This is a genomic window from Proteus genomosp. 6 (assembly GCF_040139785.1).
Classification (GTDB): domain Bacteria; phylum Pseudomonadota; class Gammaproteobacteria; order Enterobacterales; family Enterobacteriaceae; genus Proteus.
Map to the genome: position 1 here is coordinate 41,139 of NZ_JBEEVJ010000016.1, position 22,104 is coordinate 63,242.

Here is a 22,104-nt window from a genome sequence, read left to right on the forward strand (position 1 = left end):
TTCAGGCGAAACTCTTGTATCTTTATATTGAAACACTGAAGCAACGGCTGGATGCGATTAATCAACTCAGACTGGAACGAGCATTTGCATCGATGTGTGATGTTTTTAAACAGGTCTATGGTTTAATTCCTGTTTTATTGCATTACCACCATCCTGAGTTGCCCGGCTACATACAAGGAAATGTTCCTCACGGCACATGTTTCTTTGAACCCGATGACATGCAACGTCAATGGGCGAATAAGCTGGTTAACGCATTATGTGATGATCCGATGGATGGATACGCCAATGGAGAGTTGCCAATTACTGGCATCTATTCAATGGGGAGTACCTCTTCTATTGGTCAAAGTCACTGCTCCGATATTGATATTTGGGTCTGCCATCAATCATGGCTGGATCAAGATGAACGTGCACTTTTACAACGCAAATGCCAATTGATTGAACAATGGGCTGGCGAACTAGGTATTGATGTTACGTTTTTCTTAATTGATGAAAATAGATTTCGTCACCATGCAAGTGGTAGCTTAGGTGGAGAAGATTGCGGCTCTACCCAACATATTCTTTTACTTGATGAATTTTATCGCACCGCAGTACGCCTAGCAGGTAAACGCTTGCTATGGGCGATGGTGCCTATTGAAGAAGAACATCATTATGATGAATATGTTAACTCCCTTTATGCTCAAGGTGTATTAACACCAAATGAGTGGTTAGATCTCGGGGGATTAGGTGAACTTTCTGCTGAAGAGTACTTTGGCGCAAGTTTATGGCAACTCTATAAAAGTGTCGATTCACCTTATAAAGCTGTACTAAAAAGTATTTTATTAGAAGCCTATTCAGCAGACTATCCTAATGGGAAGTTGCTGGCATTAGAAATGAAACAACATCTACACCGTGGCGAAATCGTTAATTACGGTTTAGATGCTTATTGTATGATGCTTGAGCGTGTCACTCGCTATTTGGTTTCTATTAATGATTTAACTCGCCTTGATCTTATCCGTCGCTGTTTCTACCTGAAAGTGTGTGAAAAATTATCTAACGAAAAAACACAAAACGAACCTGAAGGTTGGAGACGACAAGTCTTATCGCAATTGGTCACTCAATGGCAATGGGATAATGAGCGCTTAACAGTACTCGATACACGTGATAGCTGGAAAATCGAGCGTGTGCGTGATGCACACAATGAGTTATTAGATACGATGATGCAAAGCTATCGTAATCTTATTCGTTTTGCGCGTCGTAATAATTTAAGTGTCAGTGCAAGCCCACAAGATATCGGTGTCTTAACACGTAAGCTTTACGCTGCGTTTGAAGCATTACCGGGTAAAATCACACTGGTTAATCCACAAATATCACCTGATTTATCAGAGTCACATCTAACCTTTATTTATGTACCACAAGGTCGAGCAAATCGTAGCGGATGGTATTTATATAATCGTGCCCCTGATTTTGAAAATATCGTTGGACACCAACCATTAGAATATAACCGCTATTTAAATAAATTAGTGGCATGGTCTTATTTTAATGGGCTGTTAACAAAAGAGTCTCGAGTTTATATTCATCAAGGAGAATCTTCTTGTGATGAAATTAAACTGCATGAATTAGTCAGGGATATGTCGAGCCATTTCCCAATTCGTTTACCTGCACCAACACCGAAAGCACTGTATAGCCCTTGTGAAATTAGACATCTCGCGATTATTGTCAATTTAGAAACTGATCCAACAGAAAGTTTTTCTGATCACGTGGTTCACTTTGATTTTAGAAAACTCGATGTGTTTAGTTTCGGTGAAAAAGAGCAGTGTCTTATTGGTAGCATTGATTTGCTGTACCGTAACTCTTGGAATGAAGTTAGAACCCTTCATTTCAGTGGCACACAATCTATGTTGGAATCGTTAAAAACGATATTGGGTAAAATGCACCAAGATGCGGCTCCACCTGCCTCTGTGGAAGTATTTTGTTATAGCCAACATTTGCGTGGTTTAATCCGCACTCGTGTTCAGCAGTTAGTCTCAGAATGTATTGAATTGCGATTATCAACGAATCGTTTAGAGCCAGGTCGTTTTAAAGCTTTACGCATTGCTGGGCAAACGTGGGGATTGTTCTTTGAACGCCTCAATGTGTCGGTACAAAAATTAGAAAATGCTATCGAGTTTTATGGCGCAATTTCGTATAACAAGCTTCATGGGTTGCCAGTTAAATTAGATAAGGACGCCCGCTATTTACCTGCGGTGATTGATGGTTTTGCTTGTGAAGGGATTATTCAATTCTTCTTCGAAACCACAGAAGATAGTAATGTCTTTAATATCTATATATTAGATGAAGCAAATCGCGTTGAAATCTATTCCCATTGTGAAGGAAGTAAAGAAGAGTTAGTGAAAGATGTTAGTCGTTTCTACTCTTCATCTCATGATCGATTCACATACGGATCAAGCTTTATTAATTTTAATCTGCCGCAGTTTTATCAAATTGTGAAAGTGGAAGGATCAACTCAAGTGTTACCTTTTGCTGGTGGATCCTTTGGTAAATTATCCGATCTGGGTAGTAAAGAAACGCAACCTGAAATGAATGTTGTTGCCCACGGATTTACAGATTATAAAGCGGTACAGCATTCTTAATTAAGTACAAGCCAATAAACACAAATGAGAGCTTTGATAGCTCCCATTATTGTTGTTAATTGCGCTTATTAGAAAGAAAACGCTTCCCCACTTTGTTCTGTTATTGCTTGTGCCAGCATGGTTAAAAATTCACCACCACTTCTATCACAAATCCATTGTTCGTCTTTCCAATCAAAGTGATAGCCACCAGAGCGTGTCGCTAACCAAACTTGATGAAACGCTTCTTGGCGATTAATAATAATTTTACTATTATTTTCAAAGGTTAATGTCATTACACCGCCATTGATTTCACAATCAATATCTGCGTCACCTTCATAATTATCAATAGTTTGTTCTATTTCTGACAAGAGTTCATCAGCTAATTGGTGAAATTCACTGTCGTTCATCTTCATTTCCTATTTGCTTTTCGAGATCTAACTGCGATTATAGAGGATATTAACCAAATAAATGACAGGCAGATTTCGAATGAAAACGTATTTACGTTGCACTCTTGCTATAATAACACTGATTTCTCTTTCTGGTTGTGGCTTGAAAGGCCCTCTTTATTTCCCTCCTGAAGATACTCAGGCAAAAATGACACAGTCATCCCAGCCAACCCAGCAAGTTGAGAGCGACTCAACTCAGACCAATTAGTCAATCTTAGAAACGGTAATTTCGTTTCAGGCAGGGGCAAGATGCAATTTTCAAAAATGCATGGTCTTGGCAACGACTTTATGGTGGTCGATGCTGTGACTCAAAATGTTTATTTTTCACCAGAGTTAATATGTCGATTAGCGAATCGCCATACTGGTGTTGGGTTTGATCAATTATTGGTAGTTGAAGCACCTTATGATCCTGAACTCGATTTCCATTATCGCATTTTTAATGCTGATGGAAGTGAGGTTGCACAGTGTGGTAATGGTGCTCGTTGCTTTGCTCGATTTGTGAGATTAAAAGGACTTACAAACAAAAGAGAGATAAAAGTCAGTACGCAGTCTGGCAGAATGACCTTGCATGTTATGGACAATGATGATGTGTGCGTCAATATGGGCGAGCCTGAATTTGAACCTCAAAAAGTCCCTTTCCGTGCACAAAAGGCAGAAAAGACCTATATTATCAGGGCAATGGAACGCACTGTGTTATGCGGTGTAGTTTCAATGGGAAATCCTCATTGCGTTATTCAGGTTGAAGACATTAAAACAGCAGAAGTTGAGTTGTTAGGGCCTGTGTTAGAGCAACATGAACGTTTTCCTGAACGTGCTAATATTGGTTTTATGCAAATCGTAGACAGAAGTAATCTTCATTTGCGGGTATTTGAACGTGGTGCAGGTGAAACAAATGCCTGTGGTAGCGGGGCTTGTGCAGCTGTCGCAATTGGTATTTCACAAGGCTTATTAGATAAACGTGTGAAAGTCACCTTACCGGGTGGATCATTGCTAATTGAATGGAAAGGAGAGGGTAACTCTCTTTATATGACTGGGCCTGCGACACATATTTATGATGGGATCATTCAGCTATAATATTATTTTTTGAGAGGCTATCTGTATGACGGATAAAAATGAGCAGTTCTGTTGCCCTGAAACCAACGAACTTAATGATCAACAAGTGATCCGTTATCTCAGGGAACATCCTGGTTTTTTTATCCGTAATGCAAGCTATATTGAGCAAATGCAAGTTCCTCATCCCGTCAGAGGAACCGTTTCTTTAGTCGAATGGATAATGTCACGCCAACGTAACCGCATCCATTATCTTGAAGAAGATATGCGTTTGTTGATAGAACAAGCCTCTGAAAATGAAGCACTGTTTAGCCAACTATTATTATTAATTTCTGAACTATCCAACAGTGCTTCTCTTCACGAAATGCTAGAACGATTAAACCTTTGGGCTAAGGAATTAGGGCTTTATTCAGTTCAATTACGTCTATTTACCGATCGCTGGCAATTACAGCCACCTTTAGATGCACAAGATCTCCCATTATCTCGCCAAGCATTTGAACATTTTCGCATTCAACGTATGGGTGATGATAACCACTATTTAGGTCCATTAAATGGGCAAGAGATAATGCTATTGATGCCTAATGTACGACGCTCTGGTTCCGTTGCGCTTTCATTGTTAGGGCATTATGGGGATTTGGGCGTGATTATTTTTAATAGCCGAGATAACCAACATTTTCAGGAAGGGATGGGAACAGTCATGCTGGATAAGCTTGCCCATATTTTACCAGAATTGTTACTTCGTTGGATTGCAAGGCAATGAATCAACCAATAGATATTCCAGAAACACTCTCTACCGCTATTGAACAATTCCTGCGTTATATCCAAGTTGAACGCCGATTAAGCCCTGTCACAGTAGAAAATTATCATCGCCAACTGACTGCATTAGCGCAAATGATGGTGGCAATGAATATCTGCGAATGGAAATCACTGGAAAGCCAACATGTGCGCATGTTATTGGCGAAAAGTCACCGTAGTGGATTACAACCCACCAGCCTTGCTTTGCGCTTTTCGGCGTTACGTAGCTTTCTTGATTGGCAAGTGGCACAAGGAATGTTAGACGTTAATCCAGCAAAAGGCATTCGCACACCTAAATCCGGTCGTCACCTTCCTAAAAATATGGATGTCGATGAAGTTAGCCAATTAATGAATATTGACTTAAAAGATCCTCTTTCTGTTAGAGATAGAACCATGCTGGAAGTGATGTATGGTGCAGGATTACGTCTATCAGAATTGACTAACTTAAATATTAGCGATATTGACATGAATGAAGGTGAAGTTCGTGTATTAGGTAAAGGAAGTAAAGAGCGAAAAGTTCCGCTAGGAAGAAAAGCGCTAGAGTGGTTACAAAATTGGTTTCCGATGCGAGAGCTCTATGCCCCTGAGGATAAAGCTGTCTTTATCTCAACCCAAAGTGGTAAGCGTTTATCGGTACGTAGCGTGCAAAAACGTTTTGAACTTTGGGGTATTAAACAAGGACTAAGTAGCCATGTGAATCCTCATAAATTACGCCACTCGTTTGCCACTCATTTATTGGAATCCAGTGGTGATTTACGTGCTGTACAAGAGTTATTAGGGCACGCTAATTTATCGACCACACAAGTTTATACCCACTTAGATTTTCAGCATTTAGCGAAAGTCTATGATGCTGCTCATCCGAGAGCTAAGAGAGAAAAATCATAATGCGCTTTTATAGAACTCTGACGCCAATTGCAGCGATGACTTTTGATTTAGATGACACGCTGTATGACAATGTGCCAGTAATGGATAAAACTGAAAAAGAGACGCTGGCCTTTATTCGTCAATATGATGAGCGTTTTAACCAATTCACAGAAAAAGATGTGAATGCCTATAAAAAGCCACTTCTAGAGAACAATCCTGATATTTTTCATGATATTACAAAATGGCGTTGGCTTGCGGCTAGAAACATGTTGTTAGATTATGGTTACAATGAAGCCAAAGCACAGCAAGGTGCTGATGAAATTATGGCGCACTTTGCTTATTGGCGTAGCCACATTAATGTGCCTAAAAATACTCATCAAGTTCTCACCGAATTGGCACAGAAAATCCCATTAATTGCGATCACAAATGGTAATGCAAACCCATTAAGTTGTGGTTTGGGACAGTATTTCTCACATATTTTAAAAGCCGGTCCCGATGGTCGCTCTAAGCCTTATCCTGATATGTTTGATAAAGCCTCCTCACTGTTAAATCTTCCACATGAGAAAATCCTACATGTGGGTGATCACCTTGTAACAGATGTTGAGGGTGCCGTTAATAGTGGATTACAAGCGTGCTGGATTAACCTTGATAACCGTAGCTTGTTTGAAGAAGGTGAAACCAGAGTAATGCCACATATTGAAATTACAGATTTAAGCAAACTGATAGAATTGGTTTAATGTGATGTTCGGTAAGAATGGCACAGATAAACGAGGCTAAAAAAGGCTTTATTTTGCATAGTGCGTAAATTCCTGTTAGTTTGTTGCTTACTCTCTATTTCTGTATATATCCACAGTATTTTTCTTCACTAAATGATTGGTAATTATGGACGTCTCATATCTGCTAGAAGGCCTTAACGATAAACAGCGCGAAGCTGTAGCCGCACCTCGTATTAATATGCTGGTGTTAGCTGGCGCAGGCAGCGGTAAAACACGGGTACTGGTACATCGTATCGCTTGGTTATTATCTGTTGAACAAGCTTCACCTTTTTCGATTATGGCAGTGACGTTTACCAATAAAGCCGCCGCAGAGATGCGCCATCGTATTGAAGACTTAATTGGTACAAGCCAAGGTGGCATGTGGATTGGTACTTTCCATAGCCTGGCTCATCGTTTATTGCGAGCGCATTATCTTGATGCGAATTTGCCACAAGACTTCCAAATTATTGACAGTGATGATCAATATCGCCTTATTCGTCGTATTGTTAAGTCAATGAATCTTGATGATAAACAGTGGCCTGCGCGTCAAGGTATGTGGTATATCAACGGTAAAAAAGATGAAGGTTTACGTCCTCAACATATTCAAACCTATGGCAATCCTGTTGAAACCACTTGGCTGAAAGTATACCAAGCTTATCAAGAAGCGTGCGATCGCGCAGGGCTTGTGGACTTTGCAGAGCTTTTATTACGTGCTCATGAACTTTGGTTAAACAAACCGCAAATTTTGGAGCACTACCAAAACCGTTTTACCAATATTTTAGTGGATGAGTTTCAAGATACTAACCGCATTCAATATGCGTGGATAAGAATGTTGGCAGGTCAATCTGGTAAAGTCATGATTGTGGGTGATGATGATCAATCCATCTATGGTTGGCGCGGTGCGCAAGTTGAGAATATTCAAAATTTCTTAAATGAATTTCCTGGTGCAGAAACCATTCGATTAGAGCAAAACTATCGTTCGACAAGCAATATTTTAAAAGCGGCGAATGCGTTAATTGCAAATAACAGTGACAGATTAGGTAAAAATCTGTGGACTGAGGGCGCCGAAGGTGAGCCTATCTCGCTTTATTGCGCCTTTAATGATTTGGATGAAGCTCGCTATGTGGTTGGGCGGATCAAGCGTTGGCAAGAAGAAGGCGGCGCGCTAACAGATTGTGCCATTCTTTATCGTAGTAATGCGCAATCTCGTGTGATGGAAGAGGCGTTATTACAAGCCGCAATGCCATACCGTATTTATGGTGGTCAACGATTCTTTGAACGCCAAGAAATCAAAGATGCACTTTCTTATATGCGATTAACAGCTAATCGCCATGATGATGCTTCTTTTGAGCGTGTTGTGAATACACCAACCCGAGGCATTGGTGATAGAACCTTAGATATTGTTCGTCAAGTGGCAAGAGATAACCAGATTACCTTATGGGAAAGTGCATTGCAGGTTATCGAGCATAAAATGCTGGCAGGGCGTGCAACCGCGGCCATTCAGCGGTTCTTAGAATTAATTGAGACGTTAGCTTCTGAAACGGCTGATATGCCACTACATGTGCAAACAGACCGAATTATTCGTGATTCAGGCTTAAAAGCGATGTATGAGCAAGAAAAAGGTGAAAAAGCTCAAGCTCGTATTGAAAACTTGGAAGAGTTGGTTACGGCAACTCGCCAATTTAGTTATCAAGATGAAGACGAAGATTTAATGCCACTGCAAGCGTTTCTTTCACATGTCGCATTAGAATCAGGCGAAAGCCAAGCTGATGCATATCAAGATGCCGTACAGTTAATGACACTTCACTCCGCTAAAGGGCTCGAGTTTTCACAAGTCTTTATTGTGGGTGTAGAAGAGGGTATGTTCCCAAGTCAAATGTCGTTGGATGAAGGTGGTCGCTTGGAAGAAGAGCGTCGCTTGGCGTATGTTGGCGTTACCCGAGCAATGAAAAAGTTAACGCTCACTTACGCTGAAAACCGCCGTTTATATGGAAAAGAAGTCAGTCATCGTCCTTCTCGTTTTATTGGTGAGTTACCGAAAGAGTGTGTCGAAGAAGTCCGTTTACGCGCAACAGTTTCACGCCCTGTTAATCATAGTCGTTTAGGGACTCCGATTATCAGCAATGATACTGGCTATTCACTTGGACAACGAGTGAAGCACCCTAAATTTGGTGACGGTACTATCATTAATATCGAAGGCAGTGGTGAACATTGCCGATTACAAATTGCCTTTAATGGTGAAGGTATTAAATGGCTGGTGGCAGCATTTGCTCGACTGGAATAAACCTCAATTAGAGTGAATTAGCATTACCTCAATATAAAAAAACACCCTTACTTATTTAATAGATTAAGCTGGGGTGTTTTTTTTAAGGGAAGTTCAAGTTGGTTACTTAATAATCTCGTTATCTATTCTTACTTAACGGGATTAATTGATGAAAATCTCTAGCGTATTTTTTCATGCCTACTCTTTTGTCGCACCTTGCACGCGAACGTCTTCTGTCTCTTTTTCTAGTAATGAATTGTTGATCGAAAATACTGAGGAAGTCCTTTGTGATACCTATTATCCCAGCGAACCTATCAATGAATTTGAAGAAGATCTCTATTGTAAATTGCTGAGGCATCAGCGTGATTTTGTTCCTCGAATCAATCTCTATCCTTGGATTGTGATTAACCGTATTCAAGTGATTAATAACTCAATATCAGCACTGTTTAGGCGCTCGTGTCGGTATGTGGAAGAGATAGCGAAGAATGCACATCTATTAAAGAAAAATCAGAAGAGAAAATGCTCTTCCGCTTTTACTCAAATTGGTAATTTAGCGGAAGAGTGAGTATGTACTAACTACGTCTTAAACGACGTTGAGTATAGAGCGCATCAAGTGTAAAGAGGATCAGCGCAACCCAAATAAAGCCAAAGGTCACTAATCGTTCTGCATCAATTTGTTCGCCATATACCATTGTGGCAAGAATAAACATCAAGGTTGGACCAATATATTGGAAAAAGCCCAAGGTTGATAAACGCAGATGATGCGCCGCTTCTGTAAATAGCAATAATGGTACGGTTGTAATGATACCAGCTGCGATTAACAGGGTATTTAACGACCAACTGTTTTCAAGCATATTGCTCGTCGGTGAATGTGTGAAAAATAAGATATAAACTAATGCAACAGGGAATAGCCATAATGTTTCTACCAACATACCTGTTTGTGCATCGACACCCAATTTTTTGCGCAGTAAGCCATAAAGACCAAAAGTCACGGCGAGGCTTAATCCAATCACGGGGACTGAACCAAAGTGCCAGAGTTGAATAAATACACCCGTAAATGCTAACCCTACCGCGACCCATTGCATACGGCGGAAGCGCTCGCTCAAGAAAAGCATGCCAAACAGTACATTAACCAGTGGGTTAATAAAGTAACCAAGGCTGGCTTCTAGCATATAGCCGTGGTTAACCGCCCATATATAGGTAAGCCAGTTAGTTGCGATAATGACGGCAGTCAGTGCTAAAAGAAGAATTTTTTTAGGTTGACGTATTAATTGGCGCAAATAAGGCCAATGACGGCTGATAGTCATTAAAATCAACATAAAAAAGAACGACCATAAAATGCGGTGCGTTAAGATCTCTTCTGCGGGCACTTCTTGAATGCTTTTAAAATAGACAGGGGCAATACCCCAGATCAAATAGGCGCCTAAGGCACATAAAACGCCTTTCATCGTGTTTTTCTGGCTCATGCTATCTCTGGAATTGATGGAAAGGAAAAGTGTGACGGGGTTATCATACCCAATGACATTATCTAATGTGTCATTAGGCATGTATTTTTACAAGTAATTAATATCAATCTAAGCATCATAGAGCGCAATGAATCTTAACAAAGGCTTAACCTACGATATAGGTTGCTGTCCCGCTCGCAATATGAACTTGTTTTTCATTATGTAATTCAACACGAGCAACAGACACTTTATTACCACTGCGTAAAATATGGCTACTTGCAGTAAAACATTCTCCACGTCCTGGTCTTAAATAATCAACACGTAAATCAATTGTGCCCATGTTAGCAAGTTTCTGTTCGAGTTGCTCTTGGGATATTGGTGCTAAACGTGTTAATGCGTTACCGACACAAACTAATCCCGCACTAACATCAAGTACAGAAGCAATAAGTCCGCCATGTAAGATACGTTGAGCAATATTACCAACAAGTTTATCTTGATACCGAAATTGAATTTCAGCGTAGTCTTGTTCAAAGCGAACTAGCTCTAAGCCGATTAATTGATTAAAGGGCATCTTATAAACAAAAACATGACCAATAAGTGCTTGAGCCTCTTCTAATGTTAACTGTTTTTCCATTTTTAGAACCCCTGACATCACGTTATTAAGTTAATACTATGTTAATAATACATGACAAAATCGTAATTGCACATTTGTGCTATAAATATAATGGTATAAAAATATACGAGATTTAATGGCGATTACGTGTAAAATATGGGCGCTAAAGTGTAATAAAGCACATATATAAGAACTAATTCTAAAGTAAGTACTAACTTTTTATATTATTCAATAATGAGACAGGATAATTAACTATGCGTTACATCCGTTCTTTACTCGCGGTGGCTTTATTCTATCCAGCATGGGGATTTGCATCCGAAATACCAGCATCATCATCTCCTGCACCGCTTGTTCAGGGCAGTATTATTTCTGGTTTATTACAAGAATACGATTCACCTTTTGTTCTTTATCCTTATGAATCCAATTATATTATTTATACGAAAACCTCTGATATGAATAAAGAGGCTATTCAAAGTTATGATTGGGGGAATAAGGCTAAAAAAGATGAGGTGAAATTTCAACTCAGTCTTGCCTTCCCTTTATGGCGCGGTATTGCAGGTGAAAACTCTGTTTTAGCAGCATCTTATACCCAACGCTCTTGGTGGCAATTAAGCAATAAGAAAGAATCTGCCCCTTTCCGTGAGACAAACTATGAACCTCAACTCTTTTTAGGTTGGGCAACAGACTATAAATTTGCGGGTTGGACACTACGTGAAATAGAAACGGGTTTTAACCACGAATCGAATGGGCGCTCTGATCCCACATCTCGTAGTTGGAACCGTGCTTATGCACGTTTTATGGCGCAAAAAGGCAATTTGCAGCTGGATTTAAAACCTTGGTATCGCTTTAGTGAAAGTGCTCAACGTGATGATAATCCAGAAATTAATCGCTATATGGGCTATTACCGTTTAAAAGCAGGCTATCGCTTAGGCGATAGTGTGATCACTGCGACAGGGCGTTATAACTGGAACAGTGGCTATGGGGCGGCTGAATTAGGCTGGAGCTACCCAATTACTAAGCATGTACGCTTTTATACCCAAGTATTTAGTGGTTATGGCGAATCAATGATTGATTATAATTTTCGCCAGACGCGGGTCGGTGTTGGCGTGATGCTTAATGATATGCTGTAATTTTCCCTGTTCTGGGTTAGCATAGCGCTATAAATGATGATGGCACCTTCACATTGGTGCCTTTTCTTTTACTCCTCATCATAGTTTTTATCAGCAGCTTTTCAGAGGAACGGCGTGTCCACAGCAGAAGTTCTTAATTCAATGCCATCAGCACAGGCTATTTTGCGAGAAACCTTTGGTTATCAGCAATTTCGCCCTGGTCAGCAAGAAATCATCCATACCATTACAACTGGGAGAGATTGTCTAGTTGTGATGCCGACAGGGGGTGGTAAATCCCTTTGTTATCAAATTCCCGCATTATTGCTTGATGGGCTGACTGTGGTTGTTTCGCCACTCATCTCACTGATGAAAGATCAGGTTGATCAACTTTGCCTTCATGGTATTGAAGCGGCTTATTTAAATTCAACCCAAACGCGTGAAGAGCAGTTTGATGTTCAAATACGTTGTCAAAAGGGGGAAATAAAACTGCTGTATATTGCCCCTGAACGTTTAATGATGGAGAGTTTTCTTCATCAATTAGTGCAATGGAAACCTGCATTATTAGCGGTTGATGAAGCGCATTGTATTTCACAATGGGGTCATGATTTTCGTCCTGAATATCGCGGTATAGGATTATTAAGACAATATCTTCCTGATGTGCCGATTATTGCACTGACGGCAACGGCGGATAATACAACACGTTTCGATATTATTAATCAGCTAGTGTTACGTGACCCTCTGATTCATATCAGCAGTTTCGATAGACCGAATATCCGCTACACTTTAGTAGAGAAATACAAACCGCTTGATCAACTTTGGCTATTTATTCGCGGTCAGAAAGGAAAATCTGGCATTATTTACTGTAACAGTCGCAGTAAAGTCGAAGAAACCGCCGAGCGCCTGAGTAAACGAGGATTAAGCATTGCGGGTTATCATGCAGGAATGGAAATAGCACAGCGTGCTAAAGTACAAGAAGCTTTCCAGCGAGATGATTTGCAAATTGTGGTTGCCACTGTTGCATTTGGTATGGGTATCAATAAACCCAATGTACGTTTTGTGGTTCACTTTGATATTCCTCGTAATATTGAATCCTATTACCAAGAAACAGGGCGTGCAGGGCGAGATGGATTGCCTGCTGAAGCGGTATTATTTTATGATCCTGCCGATATGGCGTGGTTGCGTCGTTGTTTAGATGAAAAGCCAGAAAGTGACCAAAAAGCGATTGAAATGCATAAGCTTAATGCGATGGGTGCATTCGCAGAAGCACAAACGTGCCGACGCTTAGTGTTACTTAATTACTTCGATGAACATCGACAAAATGCCTGCGGTAACTGTGATATTTGTCTTGATCCCCCTAAACAATATGATGGTTTAGTGGATGCCCAAAAAGCCTTATCCTGTATTTATCGCACAGGTCAGCACTTTGGTATCGGTTATATTGTTGAAATATTAAGAGGCGCGAATAATCAGCGTATTCGTGATTCTGGACACGATACATTACCTGTTTATGGTATTGGTAAAGCGCAAAGCCATGAACATTGGGTGAGTGTGATCCGCCAGCTTATTCATTTAGGTATGGTGACACAAAATATTGTCCATCGCTCTGCATTACAACTGACAGAGATGGCTAGACCAATCTTGCGTGGTGAAGTGCCATTACAATTAGCCGTACCTAGATTATTAAGCCCGACAAAAAGCCGTAATCAACAAACAAAAAATACCCATAGACAGTACGATAGAAAATTGTTTGCGAAACTACGTAAATTACGTAAGTCTATTGCTGATGAAGAAAACATTCCGCCATTTGTCGTTTTTAATGATGTCACATTGATAGAAATGGCAGAGCAGTGCCCCGTTTACCCTGATGAATTGTTATTAATAAACGGTGTTGGGCAACGAAAATTAGAACGATTTGGACCCGCGTTTATGACACTCATTCGTGACCATATTGAGGGCTTTGAATAACGCCAATAAGGAGAGCCAATGACAACCACCCTATTTAAATATTCGTGGTTATCTCGCGAAAAGCAGTTTTCTGCTTTTACGAACGGCGTCTTATTGGATTTTTGGAGCCAACGTGAAGAAGGTGAGTTTATTGGTGTTGATGGTGCCAAAATTCGTTATGTTCATTGGCGCTCACCATCGCACAATAAAGCACTGGTTATTGCTTCAGGTCGGAGTGAAAGCTATGTAAAGTATCCTGAAGTTGCGTTTGATTTCTTTCACTCAGGCTATGATGTTTTTCTTCTCGATCATCGAGGTCAAGGGCTTTCTGACCGACTTCTGGATGATACTCAAAAAGGGCATGTCGAAAAATTTAGTGATTATATTGATGATTTCTCAACTTTCGTTGATACGATTGTTTTGCCTTATCAATATAAACATTATTTTGCTTTAGCCCATTCAATGGGTGGCGCAATTTTAGCAGGCTATCTACTTCGACAGCCTGATGTGTTTAAAGCAGCAGCGCTATGTGCGCCGATGTTTGGCATTAAATTACCTATACCTCGCTGGGTGGCTAATTTTTTAGTTAACCGAGCAGAACAAAGTCAATCTGAAAGAAATAACTATGCGGTATCAACAGGTAAATGGTTTCCACTGCCATTTATCCTTAATGTGTTAACACATAGCCATGAGCGATATCGCCGGTATTTACGTTATTATGCTGATTTTCCAGAACTGCGATTAGGCGGACCGACTTATCATTGGATGGGAGAAAGTCTAAAAATGGGAGATTGGTTAATTGAACATGCGGGAGAGATTAATACCCCTCTATTAGTGCTCGAAGCAGAGCATGATAAGGTGGTAGATAATCAAGAGCTAAGGGCTTTCTGTGAACGTTATAGTCAGTCCAGAACAAGAGAAGAAAAGCAAAAATTGCCACTGGTGATTGAGGGTGCGCATCATGAAATCTTGTTCGAAATAGATAAGCTACGCTCACAAGCATTAAATGAAATCTGTGAGTTTTATGATAAGCATTTATTTTAATCAGGAATGTGTATGTATTCGATAGTCGCTTCAGATCTTGATGGCACACTGTTATCACCTAATCATGTATTAACTCCCTATACGCAAGAAACCCTGCATCTACTTATTAATAAAGGCGTGCATTTTGTATTCGCAACAGGTCGTCATCATGTTGATGTTGCTCAAATTCGTGATGGATTAGGCATTAACGCTTATATGATAACCTCTAATGGTGCACGAGTGCATAACACTCATGGCGACCTTATTTTTAGCCAAGATCTTGAGCCTGAAATTGCTTATGACTTGTCTTTGTGTGTTTTTGATCACCCTGAAATTGAAACTAATATTTACGCTGGCGACTATTGGTATGTTAATAAAGAAATGCCAGGAGCTTGTGAGTTCTTTCGAGAATCGGATTTTAATTATGAGCTGTTTTGTAAAACAGGGTTTCCGACCACCAATGTCTGTAAGGTCTTCTTCACCTCTGATGATCATGAACTGTTGCTGACACTGGAAAGTGAAATTAATCAGCGCTGGGGTGATAAGGTCAATGTGAGTTTCTCACTGCGTAATTGCTTAGAGGTGATGGCGGGTGGTGTATCTAAAGGTGAAGCTCTCGAGAAAGTGGCTAAATTGATGCAACACACTGCCAAAGATGCAGTTGCGTTTGGTGATGGTATGAATGACAAAGAGATGCTACAGATAGCTGGTAAAGGTTGCATTATGGAAAATGCGCATCAGACATTAAAAGATTTACTCCCAAATATGGAAGTGATCGGAACTAATGCTGATGAAGCTGTGCCTCATTATTTACGTAAATTATACCAAGTGTGATCCTCCCTAAAAGAAAAGGCGAACAACGTGATATTGTTCGCCTTTTTATATTCCAATGGAATAGATTAATTACAATCCACCGACTTCTCTTGGTGTTGCACGCATAGAGCTGCGGATTGTATTGCCCATCATATCCACTCTGGCTTGGAATGGTGGGAACGGTAATGGGATGCCATGCTCTGCAAAGGCTAAGAGAATATTTTGATGAATTTCATGTCTTGCTGGCATTCTGTGTCCCATCTCTGCGGCATAAACACGTAATTCAAAAATCTGAATACCTTGCTGTAAATCGACCAGATAAACCTCTGGTGCTGGGTTTTCTAAAATCATTGTAGAGCGTTTTGAGGCTTCTAATAACACATTTGTTACTTGCTCACTGTTACAGTCTGCTGGAGCAGGGATGGTCATTACGATACGAGTGACTGAATCTGAGAGTGACCAGTTAATAAATTGTTCTGTAATAAAAGCTTTGTTCGGTACGATAATTTCTTTTCTATCCCAGTCGGTTAAGGTAGTTGCCCGAGTGTTGATCTTAGAAATATTTCCAGTCAAATTCCGAATAGTGACGGTATCGCCAATACGGATTGGTTTTTCAAATAAGATCATCAAACCTGAAATGATGTTGGCAAAAATTTCTTGTAAGCCAAAACCTAATCCAACACCCATTGCCGCCACTAGCCACTGTAATTTTGACCACTCAATCCCTAATAAAGAGAAACCCACAATACTCCCAATTAAGGTGATGGTGTATTTGGTCATCGTGGTAATGGCGTAACCTGTACCCGGTGTTAAATCAAGATGCTGTAAAATGGCCAACTCAAGTAAAGCAGGGAGATTTCGTACTAATTGGGTTGTAATAATAATGACAAGGATTGCCACTAAAATAGAACCCATCGTAATAGGTTGCACCGTGTTAACACCATTTACCGATGAGGTGACGTCCCAAAGTCGGATATTATCAACGAAAGAGAACGCGGTGTTTAATTCAGACCACAATAAGATCATCGAGACTAATGCAATCATCGTTAGAATAGAGCGAACTAAACCAATGGATTGCGCACTGATAGTATCAAGGTCTATTTCTTGAGCTTCAATTTCAAGCCCTACTGTGCTCTCACCACTGCTCCCAACAATCGTATTTTCATCTTCACCTTTTGCACGCTGAGCCAGAATTTCTGCACGCTTTTGTTTAGCTCGTTCAAAGGCTAATTTTCGGCGCTGAATAAGCATCCATCGCTGAATAATGTGGTAGATAATCAGTAGAGCAAACCAAATGGCGACAGACATTTCTAAACGACCGAGTAAGACAATCGATGTAGAAAGGTAACCTAAGACGGCGGCTAAACCTGCAATAACCGGAGCAAGCAGTAAGAACCACCATAAAATGGTATTGATAAGGTTATCGCCAGATCCATGTTTATCTAGATAAAGTGGGACGTGAGCTTTTTTAAGGCTAGAGGTAATAAAGCTTAGGGCGATACAGAGCAGTAAGAAACAGAAACGACCAACCGTTGGCGCAAATTCTCTATCGCTATAATATTCAAAGGTAACTAATGACATCATCAGCGGAACGATGACAAAAATAGAAAGCTGGTAAAAGCGCATCGCTTTTTTAACACGGCTCTCTTTCCATTTAAATTGAGCAATAAATAGACCGTTATGACGTGCAAAGGTTGCACTTATCATAAATAACCACAGCACAGGTGCTGCTGCTGTGACTCCATATCCAATCGCTCCCGCCATTGGATAACGCCATTCAACACTTTGTAAGCCATAACCTACAGCAGACCATAACAGAGGTAATGGCAACGCAATTAAAATAGACCAAAAAACCGTGCGTATCGTCAGTGAAAAGTGATCTTGTGTGACTTTACCAATACGGTTGCTGACTCTTTCAAGAAATGCGTTGTAGTGTTTTCGAGTGCGCAGACTAAAGCCCACAATAGATAAAGTGACAAATAGGAACAAAAAGGTATCTTGATTTTTAAGCATGCTGACAGCCGCATGACCTAATTGTGAAAAGGTATCTAGCGAAAGCAATCGAGTGATATCTTTGACTAATAAAACCGGATAATTAAATTTGATGGGGCTGATATCAGCAACCCAGAACATATAACGGTTTGTGGCGTCTTTTGTCTCTTTTAATGCATCCGCTAATTGTGTTGTCGCCACTTTTAGTTTTGTTAACTCAAGAATTTGAGAATCATAACCGGATAACAACGAATTCAATAATTCATGACGTGCTTGGATAAGAGAATCAAAAATATATTGCTGAGCTTCAGGCAATTTAGAGCCATCTGCGGTTTCTGGCGGCTGGATCTTACTTAAGTTTTCCAGCATATCCTCATAGCCTAAACGCTCTACACGTAACTGAATAATATCTCTATCAAGTTCTTGTGAACGAGGCATTTCAGGTAAGCGGGAAAGTTGTGTTCTTAATGCTTCACCTAATGCTGTGGAGCCACTTAACCACTGTGCTTGCTCTCGAATAGTGGTAAGCGTTTGGCGAACTTGTTGTGTCTGCTGGGTGGTAATGCGTTGTTTTTCTGATAACTCACTCATTTCCTGTGTTTGTTTATTCAGGATTTGAGAGAGTTCACGGTTAGTTTGGATCTGTTTTGTCAGAAACTCAGGGAGCTCACCACCTTTCTCCGCTAACATCTCTGTTTTTTCTAATGCCAGATCAGCCACTTCTTGGCGCTTTATATTTAATAAGCTGCGCAATTGTTGTAGTTGCACATCAAGACGCTGATAGCGTTTTTTAAATAATTCTAAGCGAAGGCGAGCAATTTCTTGGCGGTTATTAGCCGAAAGTTGTGCCATTTCAAGCTCATTAACCATCGCTTTACGTGCGGTGACTTCAGCTTGTGTTAGCTTATTTTGTGCCTCTGTTAACGGTGTTGTTGACGCACTGGCAGCCGCGAGTCTTGCTGTTGCATCGCTGAGTAAACGGCGCGCTTCAGAAAGCTGTTGGGGTAATAAGTTTAAAGATTCGCTAATTTCTCGGCTTTTATCTTGCTCTTGTTGCTGAAGCCTTGCTTGTTCCATTAATTGGCTACTGATTTGAATAATTTTCTGTTCTAAATCAGGGATGCTAATTTTTTCTGGAATAGTAGGAACAGCATGGCTTTCTTCTAGAAGTTTAGTTCTTAGCTCTTGCGTGATTTGAGGGTAATCATCAATGGTTTTTTGATAATTATCTGCATTCGTTTGCGCTTTTTCACCATCATTAATCCAATTGATAGTGCCTTGTAGCGCCTGAACTGCCTCAATATCTTGAGGATTGGTACTTCCTTCAAGTTGTTTAATATCTTGACGTAATTTCTCTACATCCGCTGATATTGCAGATGTGCTTAACGAAAGCGTCAAAAAGAGCGAGAAGAAAAGACTGATTATCAGGCGCACAAAGGTTACTCCGAATTACGTGTTATTCACTGATGGCATTATTGTCATTACCAGCGACATTGATGATGGAACCCAATTGTTCCCCCATTAATGTAACGGAGCCATTCATAAGATCTTTATTCAGTTGAACGGTATTTTCTGGGAAAAGGTTGATGACCGTTGAGCCTAACTTAAATCGCCCCATTTCTTCACCTTTTTTCAAGAATATCGCTCCTGCTTTATCCGCTTGAGGATATGTCCAACGTTTAATAATACCTTCACGAGGTGGCGTTACCATGCCACACCAAACCGTTTCAATACTACCAACAATTGTTGCACCAACTAGAATTTGTATCATTGGACCAAATTGAGTTTCAAAGAGGCAAATAATACGTTCATTACGTGCAAATAAGTTAGGGACATTAGCCGCTGTTAATGGATTAACAGAGAAGAGATCGCCTGGAACATAAATCATCTCTTTTAATAAACCATCACAAGGCATGTGAACGCGGTGGTAATCACGAGGTGAAAGATAAGTCGTAATAAACTGACCATTACGGAATTTATCTGCCAGCATAAAATTACCTGCAAGTAACGCTTCAAGGGTGTAATGATGTCCTTTGGCTTGCAGAATTTGATCGTCTTGAATAAGACCGAGTTGGCTTACTGCGCCATCAGCAGGCAATGCGAGTTGGTCATCACCTTCGATAATAGGACGAGCGCCGTCTTTTAATGCACGAATAAAGAAATCGTTGAATGAAGAATAAGCTTGGAACTGGCTATCTTTTGCTTCATTCATATCGACTTTATAGGCTTTAGCAAAGGCTTTGATCGCAAATTGGGTAATTACACCCGCTTTTTTGTTTGCAAACCAACCTGCTAGCTGTGTGAGCCATAATTTAGGCAATAAATACTGTAGTTTAATTTTTAGCTTGTCCAAAATGGCAACCTCTGGGATTGAACGATAAAAAATAGACAAAAGGGGTCTATTGTACCTACCCTTAATAGGGTTGTCAGTGAATCAATTATTAAGAGTCTAAATTAATGTTCTTACGAACTTTCACCTGACTCATACTTTCTAAAATACGATGGTAATTTTCAAAGCGCGTTTCTGAGATCTCACCGTTATTTACGGCTTCACTAATTAGGCAACCTGGATCGTCTAAGTGCTTACAATCGCGGAATTTACAACCACCAAGGTACGGTCTGAATTCAATAAACCCTTTTGTTACTTGCTCTGGCGTTAAGTGCCATAAACCAAATTCACGTACACCCGGAGAGTCAATGACATCTCCTCCTTGTGGGAAATGGTAAAGGCGTGATGCTGTTGTGGTATGCTGGCCTAAACCTGAGTTATCAGACACCTGATTAACTAGAATACTTTCTTCCATTGGTGGTAATAAGGTATTGAGTAAGCTTGATTTTCCGACCCCAGATTGCCCCGCAAAAATGGAGATACGGCCAATCAACTCTTGTGTCAATGCATCAAGACCTTCTTTGGTGTAGCTAGAGACTTCAAGAACACGATAACCAATATCTTTATAAGTTTGCATCCATTCACTGACAGTCTTACGGCTTTCCTCGTCTAACATATCGATTTTATTGAGTACAATCAGAGGCTCAACGTTTAAAGTCTCACATGCGACAAGGTAACGGTCGATAATATTTAAAGAAAGTTCAGGCAAAATAGCCGAAACGATAATAATTTGATCAATATTAGCAGCAATAGGCTTAATGCCATCATAATAGTCAGGACGAGTAAGTACTGAAGTTCGTTCGTGTACAGCTTCTACAATACCATTTACGCGGACATTTTCTTGTGTTTGTAGCGCAGGACGCCAAACAACTTTATCACCCGTTACCAGTGATGAAATTGTGCGTCGAATATTGCATCGTGTAATAGTGCCGTCAGCAGCTTCGATATCTGCATGTTGACCAAAACGGCTGATCACTAAGCCTTCGGTCGCTTCGCCTAATTGCGTATCGTCTAATTCAACGTGGTTTTTTTTCTCTTTGCTCTGTAAACGCTTTTTATGATTTTCTTGTACTCGGCGTTGCTGGCCTTTAGATAATTTACGTTTTGTCACCGATCCTCACTTGTATTATTCGGTTAGATGTTCTTCTGTCGTGCTTATTGAGTAAACGCGCTATGATAAACGCTAAAATATCATGTCTCACACTTAGAAACAGCTAGGATATATTATGTCAAAAAGCGAGAACAATCTGATCTGGATAGATCTGGAAATGACAGGTCTTGATCCTGAATGTGACCGTATCATCGAAATTGCCACTATCGTGACAGATCCTCAACTTAATATTTTAGCCGAAGGCCCTGTAATTGCAGTACATCAATCTGATGAACAATTAAGTTTAATGGATGAATGGAATACACGTACCCATACTGGTAGTGGCTTAGTTGAGCGCGTAAAAAACAGTTCATATGATGACAATTCAGCACAAAAAGCGACAATTGAATTCCTAGAAAAATGGGTACCAAAAGGCGTATCACCTATCTGTGGTAATAGTGTGGGGCAAGATAGGCGTTTTCTATACCGTTACATGCCAGAGCTAGAGCAATATTTTCACTACCGTTATCTTGATGTGAGTACATTAAAAGAATTAGCACGTCGTTGGAAACCTGAAATTTTAGAAGGTTTTGAGAAAAAGAATACTCATCAGGCATTGGATGATATTCGTGAGTCCATTGCAGAGCTAGCTTATTATCGTAAAACCTTTATTAAAGAGTAAAAAGCGTGCATTCATGATTGATATTGCATCATTGTGATGATTTTATCGGCATGTAATCAAAAAAACGTATTTTTTTGTTGATAAGGGCTTGCGGTTAAGCATTTTTCTCGTATAATGCGCTTCCCGTACCGATGAAGAATTTCGTTTGTACGGGTGTAAGAAAGACGCGGGAATAGCTCAGTTGGTAGAGCACAACCTTGCCAAGGTTGGGGTCGCGAGTTCGAGTCTCGTTTCCCGCTCCAA

The 22,104-nt window shown here is 40.3% G+C and carries 19 protein-coding genes and 1 tRNA gene; 14 read left to right on the top strand and 6 right to left on the bottom strand.

The window, feature by feature from the left end:
* The first annotated feature begins 14 nt into the window (after positions 1-14).
* Positions 15-2,609, top strand: coding sequence for a class I adenylate cyclase (locus tag ABN212_RS16930; RefSeq protein ID WP_198626372.1), 2,595 nt, complete (start codon positions 15-17; stop codon positions 2,607-2,609).
* Positions 2,610-2,677: 68 nt separating this feature from the next.
* Here ABN212_RS16930 and cyaY read toward each other — a convergent pair whose 3' ends face one another.
* On the bottom strand, positions 2,678-2,995 hold the full coding sequence (cyaY, locus tag ABN212_RS16935; protein ID WP_088494024.1) for an iron donor protein CyaY: 318 nt from the start codon (positions 2,993-2,995) through the stop codon (positions 2,678-2,680).
* Between the two features lie 79 nt (positions 2,996-3,074).
* On the opposite strand from cyaY, the gene lptM reads away from it, so the two are divergent.
* From lptM to ABN212_RS16970, 7 genes are all read left to right on the top strand, one after another.
* Positions 3,075-3,242: an LPS translocon maturation chaperone LptM gene (gene lptM / locus ABN212_RS16940; RefSeq protein ID WP_151436666.1), complete on the top strand. Its 168-nt coding sequence runs from the start codon at positions 3,075-3,077 to the stop codon at positions 3,240-3,242.
* A gap of 41 nt (positions 3,243-3,283) precedes the next feature.
* Complete coding sequence (dapF, locus tag ABN212_RS16945; RefSeq protein ID WP_099076350.1) at positions 3,284-4,108, top strand: diaminopimelate epimerase; 825 nt, start codon at positions 3,284-3,286, stop codon at positions 4,106-4,108.
* 25 nt (positions 4,109-4,133) lie between these two features.
* Positions 4,134-4,844 carry a DUF484 domain-containing protein gene (locus ABN212_RS16950; RefSeq protein WP_198626371.1) on the top strand — a complete coding sequence of 237 codons (711 nt, stop codon included), beginning with the start codon at positions 4,134-4,136 and terminating at the stop codon, positions 4,842-4,844.
* Positions 4,841-5,764: a tyrosine recombinase XerC gene (gene xerC, locus ABN212_RS16955; RefSeq protein WP_160229887.1), complete on the top strand. Its 924-nt coding sequence runs from the start codon at positions 4,841-4,843 to the stop codon at positions 5,762-5,764. The genes ABN212_RS16950 and xerC overlap by 4 nt, the downstream gene beginning before the upstream one ends.
* Complete coding sequence (gene yigB / locus ABN212_RS16960) at positions 5,764-6,480, top strand: 5-amino-6-(5-phospho-D-ribitylamino)uracil phosphatase YigB (protein WP_198620242.1); 717 nt, start codon at positions 5,764-5,766, stop codon at positions 6,478-6,480. The genes xerC and yigB overlap by 1 nt, the downstream gene beginning before the upstream one ends.
* Before the next feature lie 145 nt (positions 6,481-6,625).
* Positions 6,626-8,782: a DNA helicase II gene (gene uvrD, locus ABN212_RS16965; RefSeq protein ID WP_198632452.1), complete on the top strand. Its 2,157-nt coding sequence runs from the start codon at positions 6,626-6,628 to the stop codon at positions 8,780-8,782.
* Between the two features lie 148 nt (positions 8,783-8,930).
* Entirely contained in the window at positions 8,931-9,326 is a 396-nt protein-coding gene (locus ABN212_RS16970) for a hypothetical protein (protein WP_198630246.1), read from the top strand.
* Positions 9,327-9,333: 7 nt separating this feature from the next.
* On the opposite strand, the gene rarD is transcribed toward ABN212_RS16970, so the two are convergent.
* Together rarD and ABN212_RS16980 are read right to left on the bottom strand one after the other, a co-directional pair.
* Positions 9,334-10,227, bottom strand: coding sequence for an EamA family transporter RarD (gene rarD / locus ABN212_RS16975; protein ID WP_099076355.1), 894 nt, complete (start codon positions 10,225-10,227; stop codon positions 9,334-9,336).
* Positions 10,228-10,372: 145 nt separating this feature from the next.
* The gene (locus tag ABN212_RS16980; protein WP_109372720.1) at positions 10,373-10,840 is read right to left on the bottom strand and encodes a thioesterase family protein; all 468 of its coding nucleotides are present in this window, start codon (positions 10,838-10,840) and stop codon (positions 10,373-10,375) included.
* Between the two features lie 233 nt (positions 10,841-11,073).
* On the opposite strand from ABN212_RS16980, the gene pldA reads away from it, so the two are divergent.
* The 4 genes from pldA to yigL all read left to right on the top strand — a co-directional run bounded on the left by pldA (position 11,074) and on the right by yigL (position 15,729).
* A complete protein-coding gene (gene pldA, locus ABN212_RS16985; protein WP_109372719.1) occupies positions 11,074-11,949 on the top strand; it encodes a phospholipase A in 876 nt (291 codons plus the stop codon).
* Between the two features lie 114 nt (positions 11,950-12,063).
* On the top strand, positions 12,064-13,893 hold the full coding sequence (gene recQ, locus ABN212_RS16990; RefSeq protein ID WP_198620239.1) for an ATP-dependent DNA helicase RecQ: 1,830 nt from the start codon (positions 12,064-12,066) through the stop codon (positions 13,891-13,893).
* A gap of 18 nt (positions 13,894-13,911) precedes the next feature.
* Complete coding sequence (gene pldB / locus ABN212_RS16995; protein ID WP_196533576.1) at positions 13,912-14,916, top strand: lysophospholipase L2; 1,005 nt, start codon at positions 13,912-13,914, stop codon at positions 14,914-14,916.
* Between the two features lie 12 nt (positions 14,917-14,928).
* A complete protein-coding gene (gene yigL / locus ABN212_RS17000) occupies positions 14,929-15,729 on the top strand; it encodes a sugar/pyridoxal phosphate phosphatase YigL (RefSeq protein WP_109372716.1) in 801 nt (266 codons plus the stop codon).
* A gap of 69 nt (positions 15,730-15,798) precedes the next feature.
* Here yigL and mscM read toward each other — a convergent pair whose 3' ends face one another.
* The 3 genes from mscM to rsgA all read right to left on the bottom strand — a co-directional run bounded on the left by mscM (position 15,799) and on the right by rsgA (position 21,200).
* Positions 15,799-19,134 (bottom strand): miniconductance mechanosensitive channel MscM, encoded by a 3,336-nt coding sequence (mscM, locus tag ABN212_RS17005; RefSeq protein WP_198620237.1) that lies wholly within the window; start codon positions 19,132-19,134, stop codon positions 15,799-15,801.
* 22 nt (positions 19,135-19,156) lie between these two features.
* The gene (asd, locus tag ABN212_RS17010) at positions 19,157-20,053 is read right to left on the bottom strand and encodes an archaetidylserine decarboxylase (protein WP_151436684.1); all 897 of its coding nucleotides are present in this window, start codon (positions 20,051-20,053) and stop codon (positions 19,157-19,159) included.
* Positions 20,054-20,141: 88 nt separating this feature from the next.
* On the bottom strand, positions 20,142-21,200 hold the full coding sequence (gene rsgA, locus ABN212_RS17015) for a small ribosomal subunit biogenesis GTPase RsgA (protein WP_349443462.1): 1,059 nt from the start codon (positions 21,198-21,200) through the stop codon (positions 20,142-20,144).
* A 115-nt stretch (positions 21,201-21,315) separates the two neighbouring features.
* Here rsgA and orn point away from each other — a divergent pair, with 115 nt between their 5' ends.
* Complete coding sequence (orn, locus tag ABN212_RS17020) at positions 21,316-21,861, top strand: oligoribonuclease (RefSeq protein WP_109372712.1); 546 nt, start codon at positions 21,316-21,318, stop codon at positions 21,859-21,861.
* A gap of 166 nt (positions 21,862-22,027) precedes the next feature.
* Positions 22,028-22,103 (top strand) — tRNA-Gly (locus tag ABN212_RS17025).
* Position 22,104 lies beyond the last annotated feature (1 nt).

Bases quoted from the DNA above. Each gene is read 5' to 3' on its own strand.
- cyaY (WP_088494024.1), bottom strand. From the start codon at position 2,995: ATGAACGACAGTGAATTTCACCAATTAGCTGATGAACTCTTGTCAGAA.
- lptM (WP_151436666.1), top strand. From the start codon at position 3,075: ATGAAAACGTATTTACGTTGCACTCTTGCTATAATAACACTGATTTCT.
- dapF (WP_099076350.1), top strand. From the start codon at position 3,284: ATGCAATTTTCAAAAATGCATGGTCTTGGCAACGACTTTATGGTGGTC.
- ABN212_RS16950 (WP_198626371.1), top strand. From the start codon at position 4,134: ATGACGGATAAAAATGAGCAGTTCTGTTGCCCTGAAACCAACGAACTT.
- xerC (WP_160229887.1), top strand. From the start codon at position 4,841: ATGAATCAACCAATAGATATTCCAGAAACACTCTCTACCGCTATTGAA.
- yigB (WP_198620242.1), top strand. From the start codon at position 5,764: ATGCGCTTTTATAGAACTCTGACGCCAATTGCAGCGATGACTTTTGAT.
- uvrD (WP_198632452.1), top strand. From the start codon at position 6,626: ATGGACGTCTCATATCTGCTAGAAGGCCTTAACGATAAACAGCGCGAA.
- ABN212_RS16970 (WP_198630246.1), top strand. From the start codon at position 8,931: ATGAAAATCTCTAGCGTATTTTTTCATGCCTACTCTTTTGTCGCACCT.
- rarD (WP_099076355.1), bottom strand. From the start codon at position 10,227: ATGAGCCAGAAAAACACGATGAAAGGCGTTTTATGTGCCTTAGGCGCC.
- ABN212_RS16980 (WP_109372720.1), bottom strand. From the start codon at position 10,840: ATGGAAAAACAGTTAACATTAGAAGAGGCTCAAGCACTTATTGGTCAT.
- pldA (WP_109372719.1), top strand. From the start codon at position 11,074: ATGCGTTACATCCGTTCTTTACTCGCGGTGGCTTTATTCTATCCAGCA.
- pldB (WP_196533576.1), top strand. From the start codon at position 13,912: ATGACAACCACCCTATTTAAATATTCGTGGTTATCTCGCGAAAAGCAG.
- yigL (WP_109372716.1), top strand. From the start codon at position 14,929: ATGTATTCGATAGTCGCTTCAGATCTTGATGGCACACTGTTATCACCT.
- orn (WP_109372712.1), top strand. From the start codon at position 21,316: ATGTCAAAAAGCGAGAACAATCTGATCTGGATAGATCTGGAAATGACA.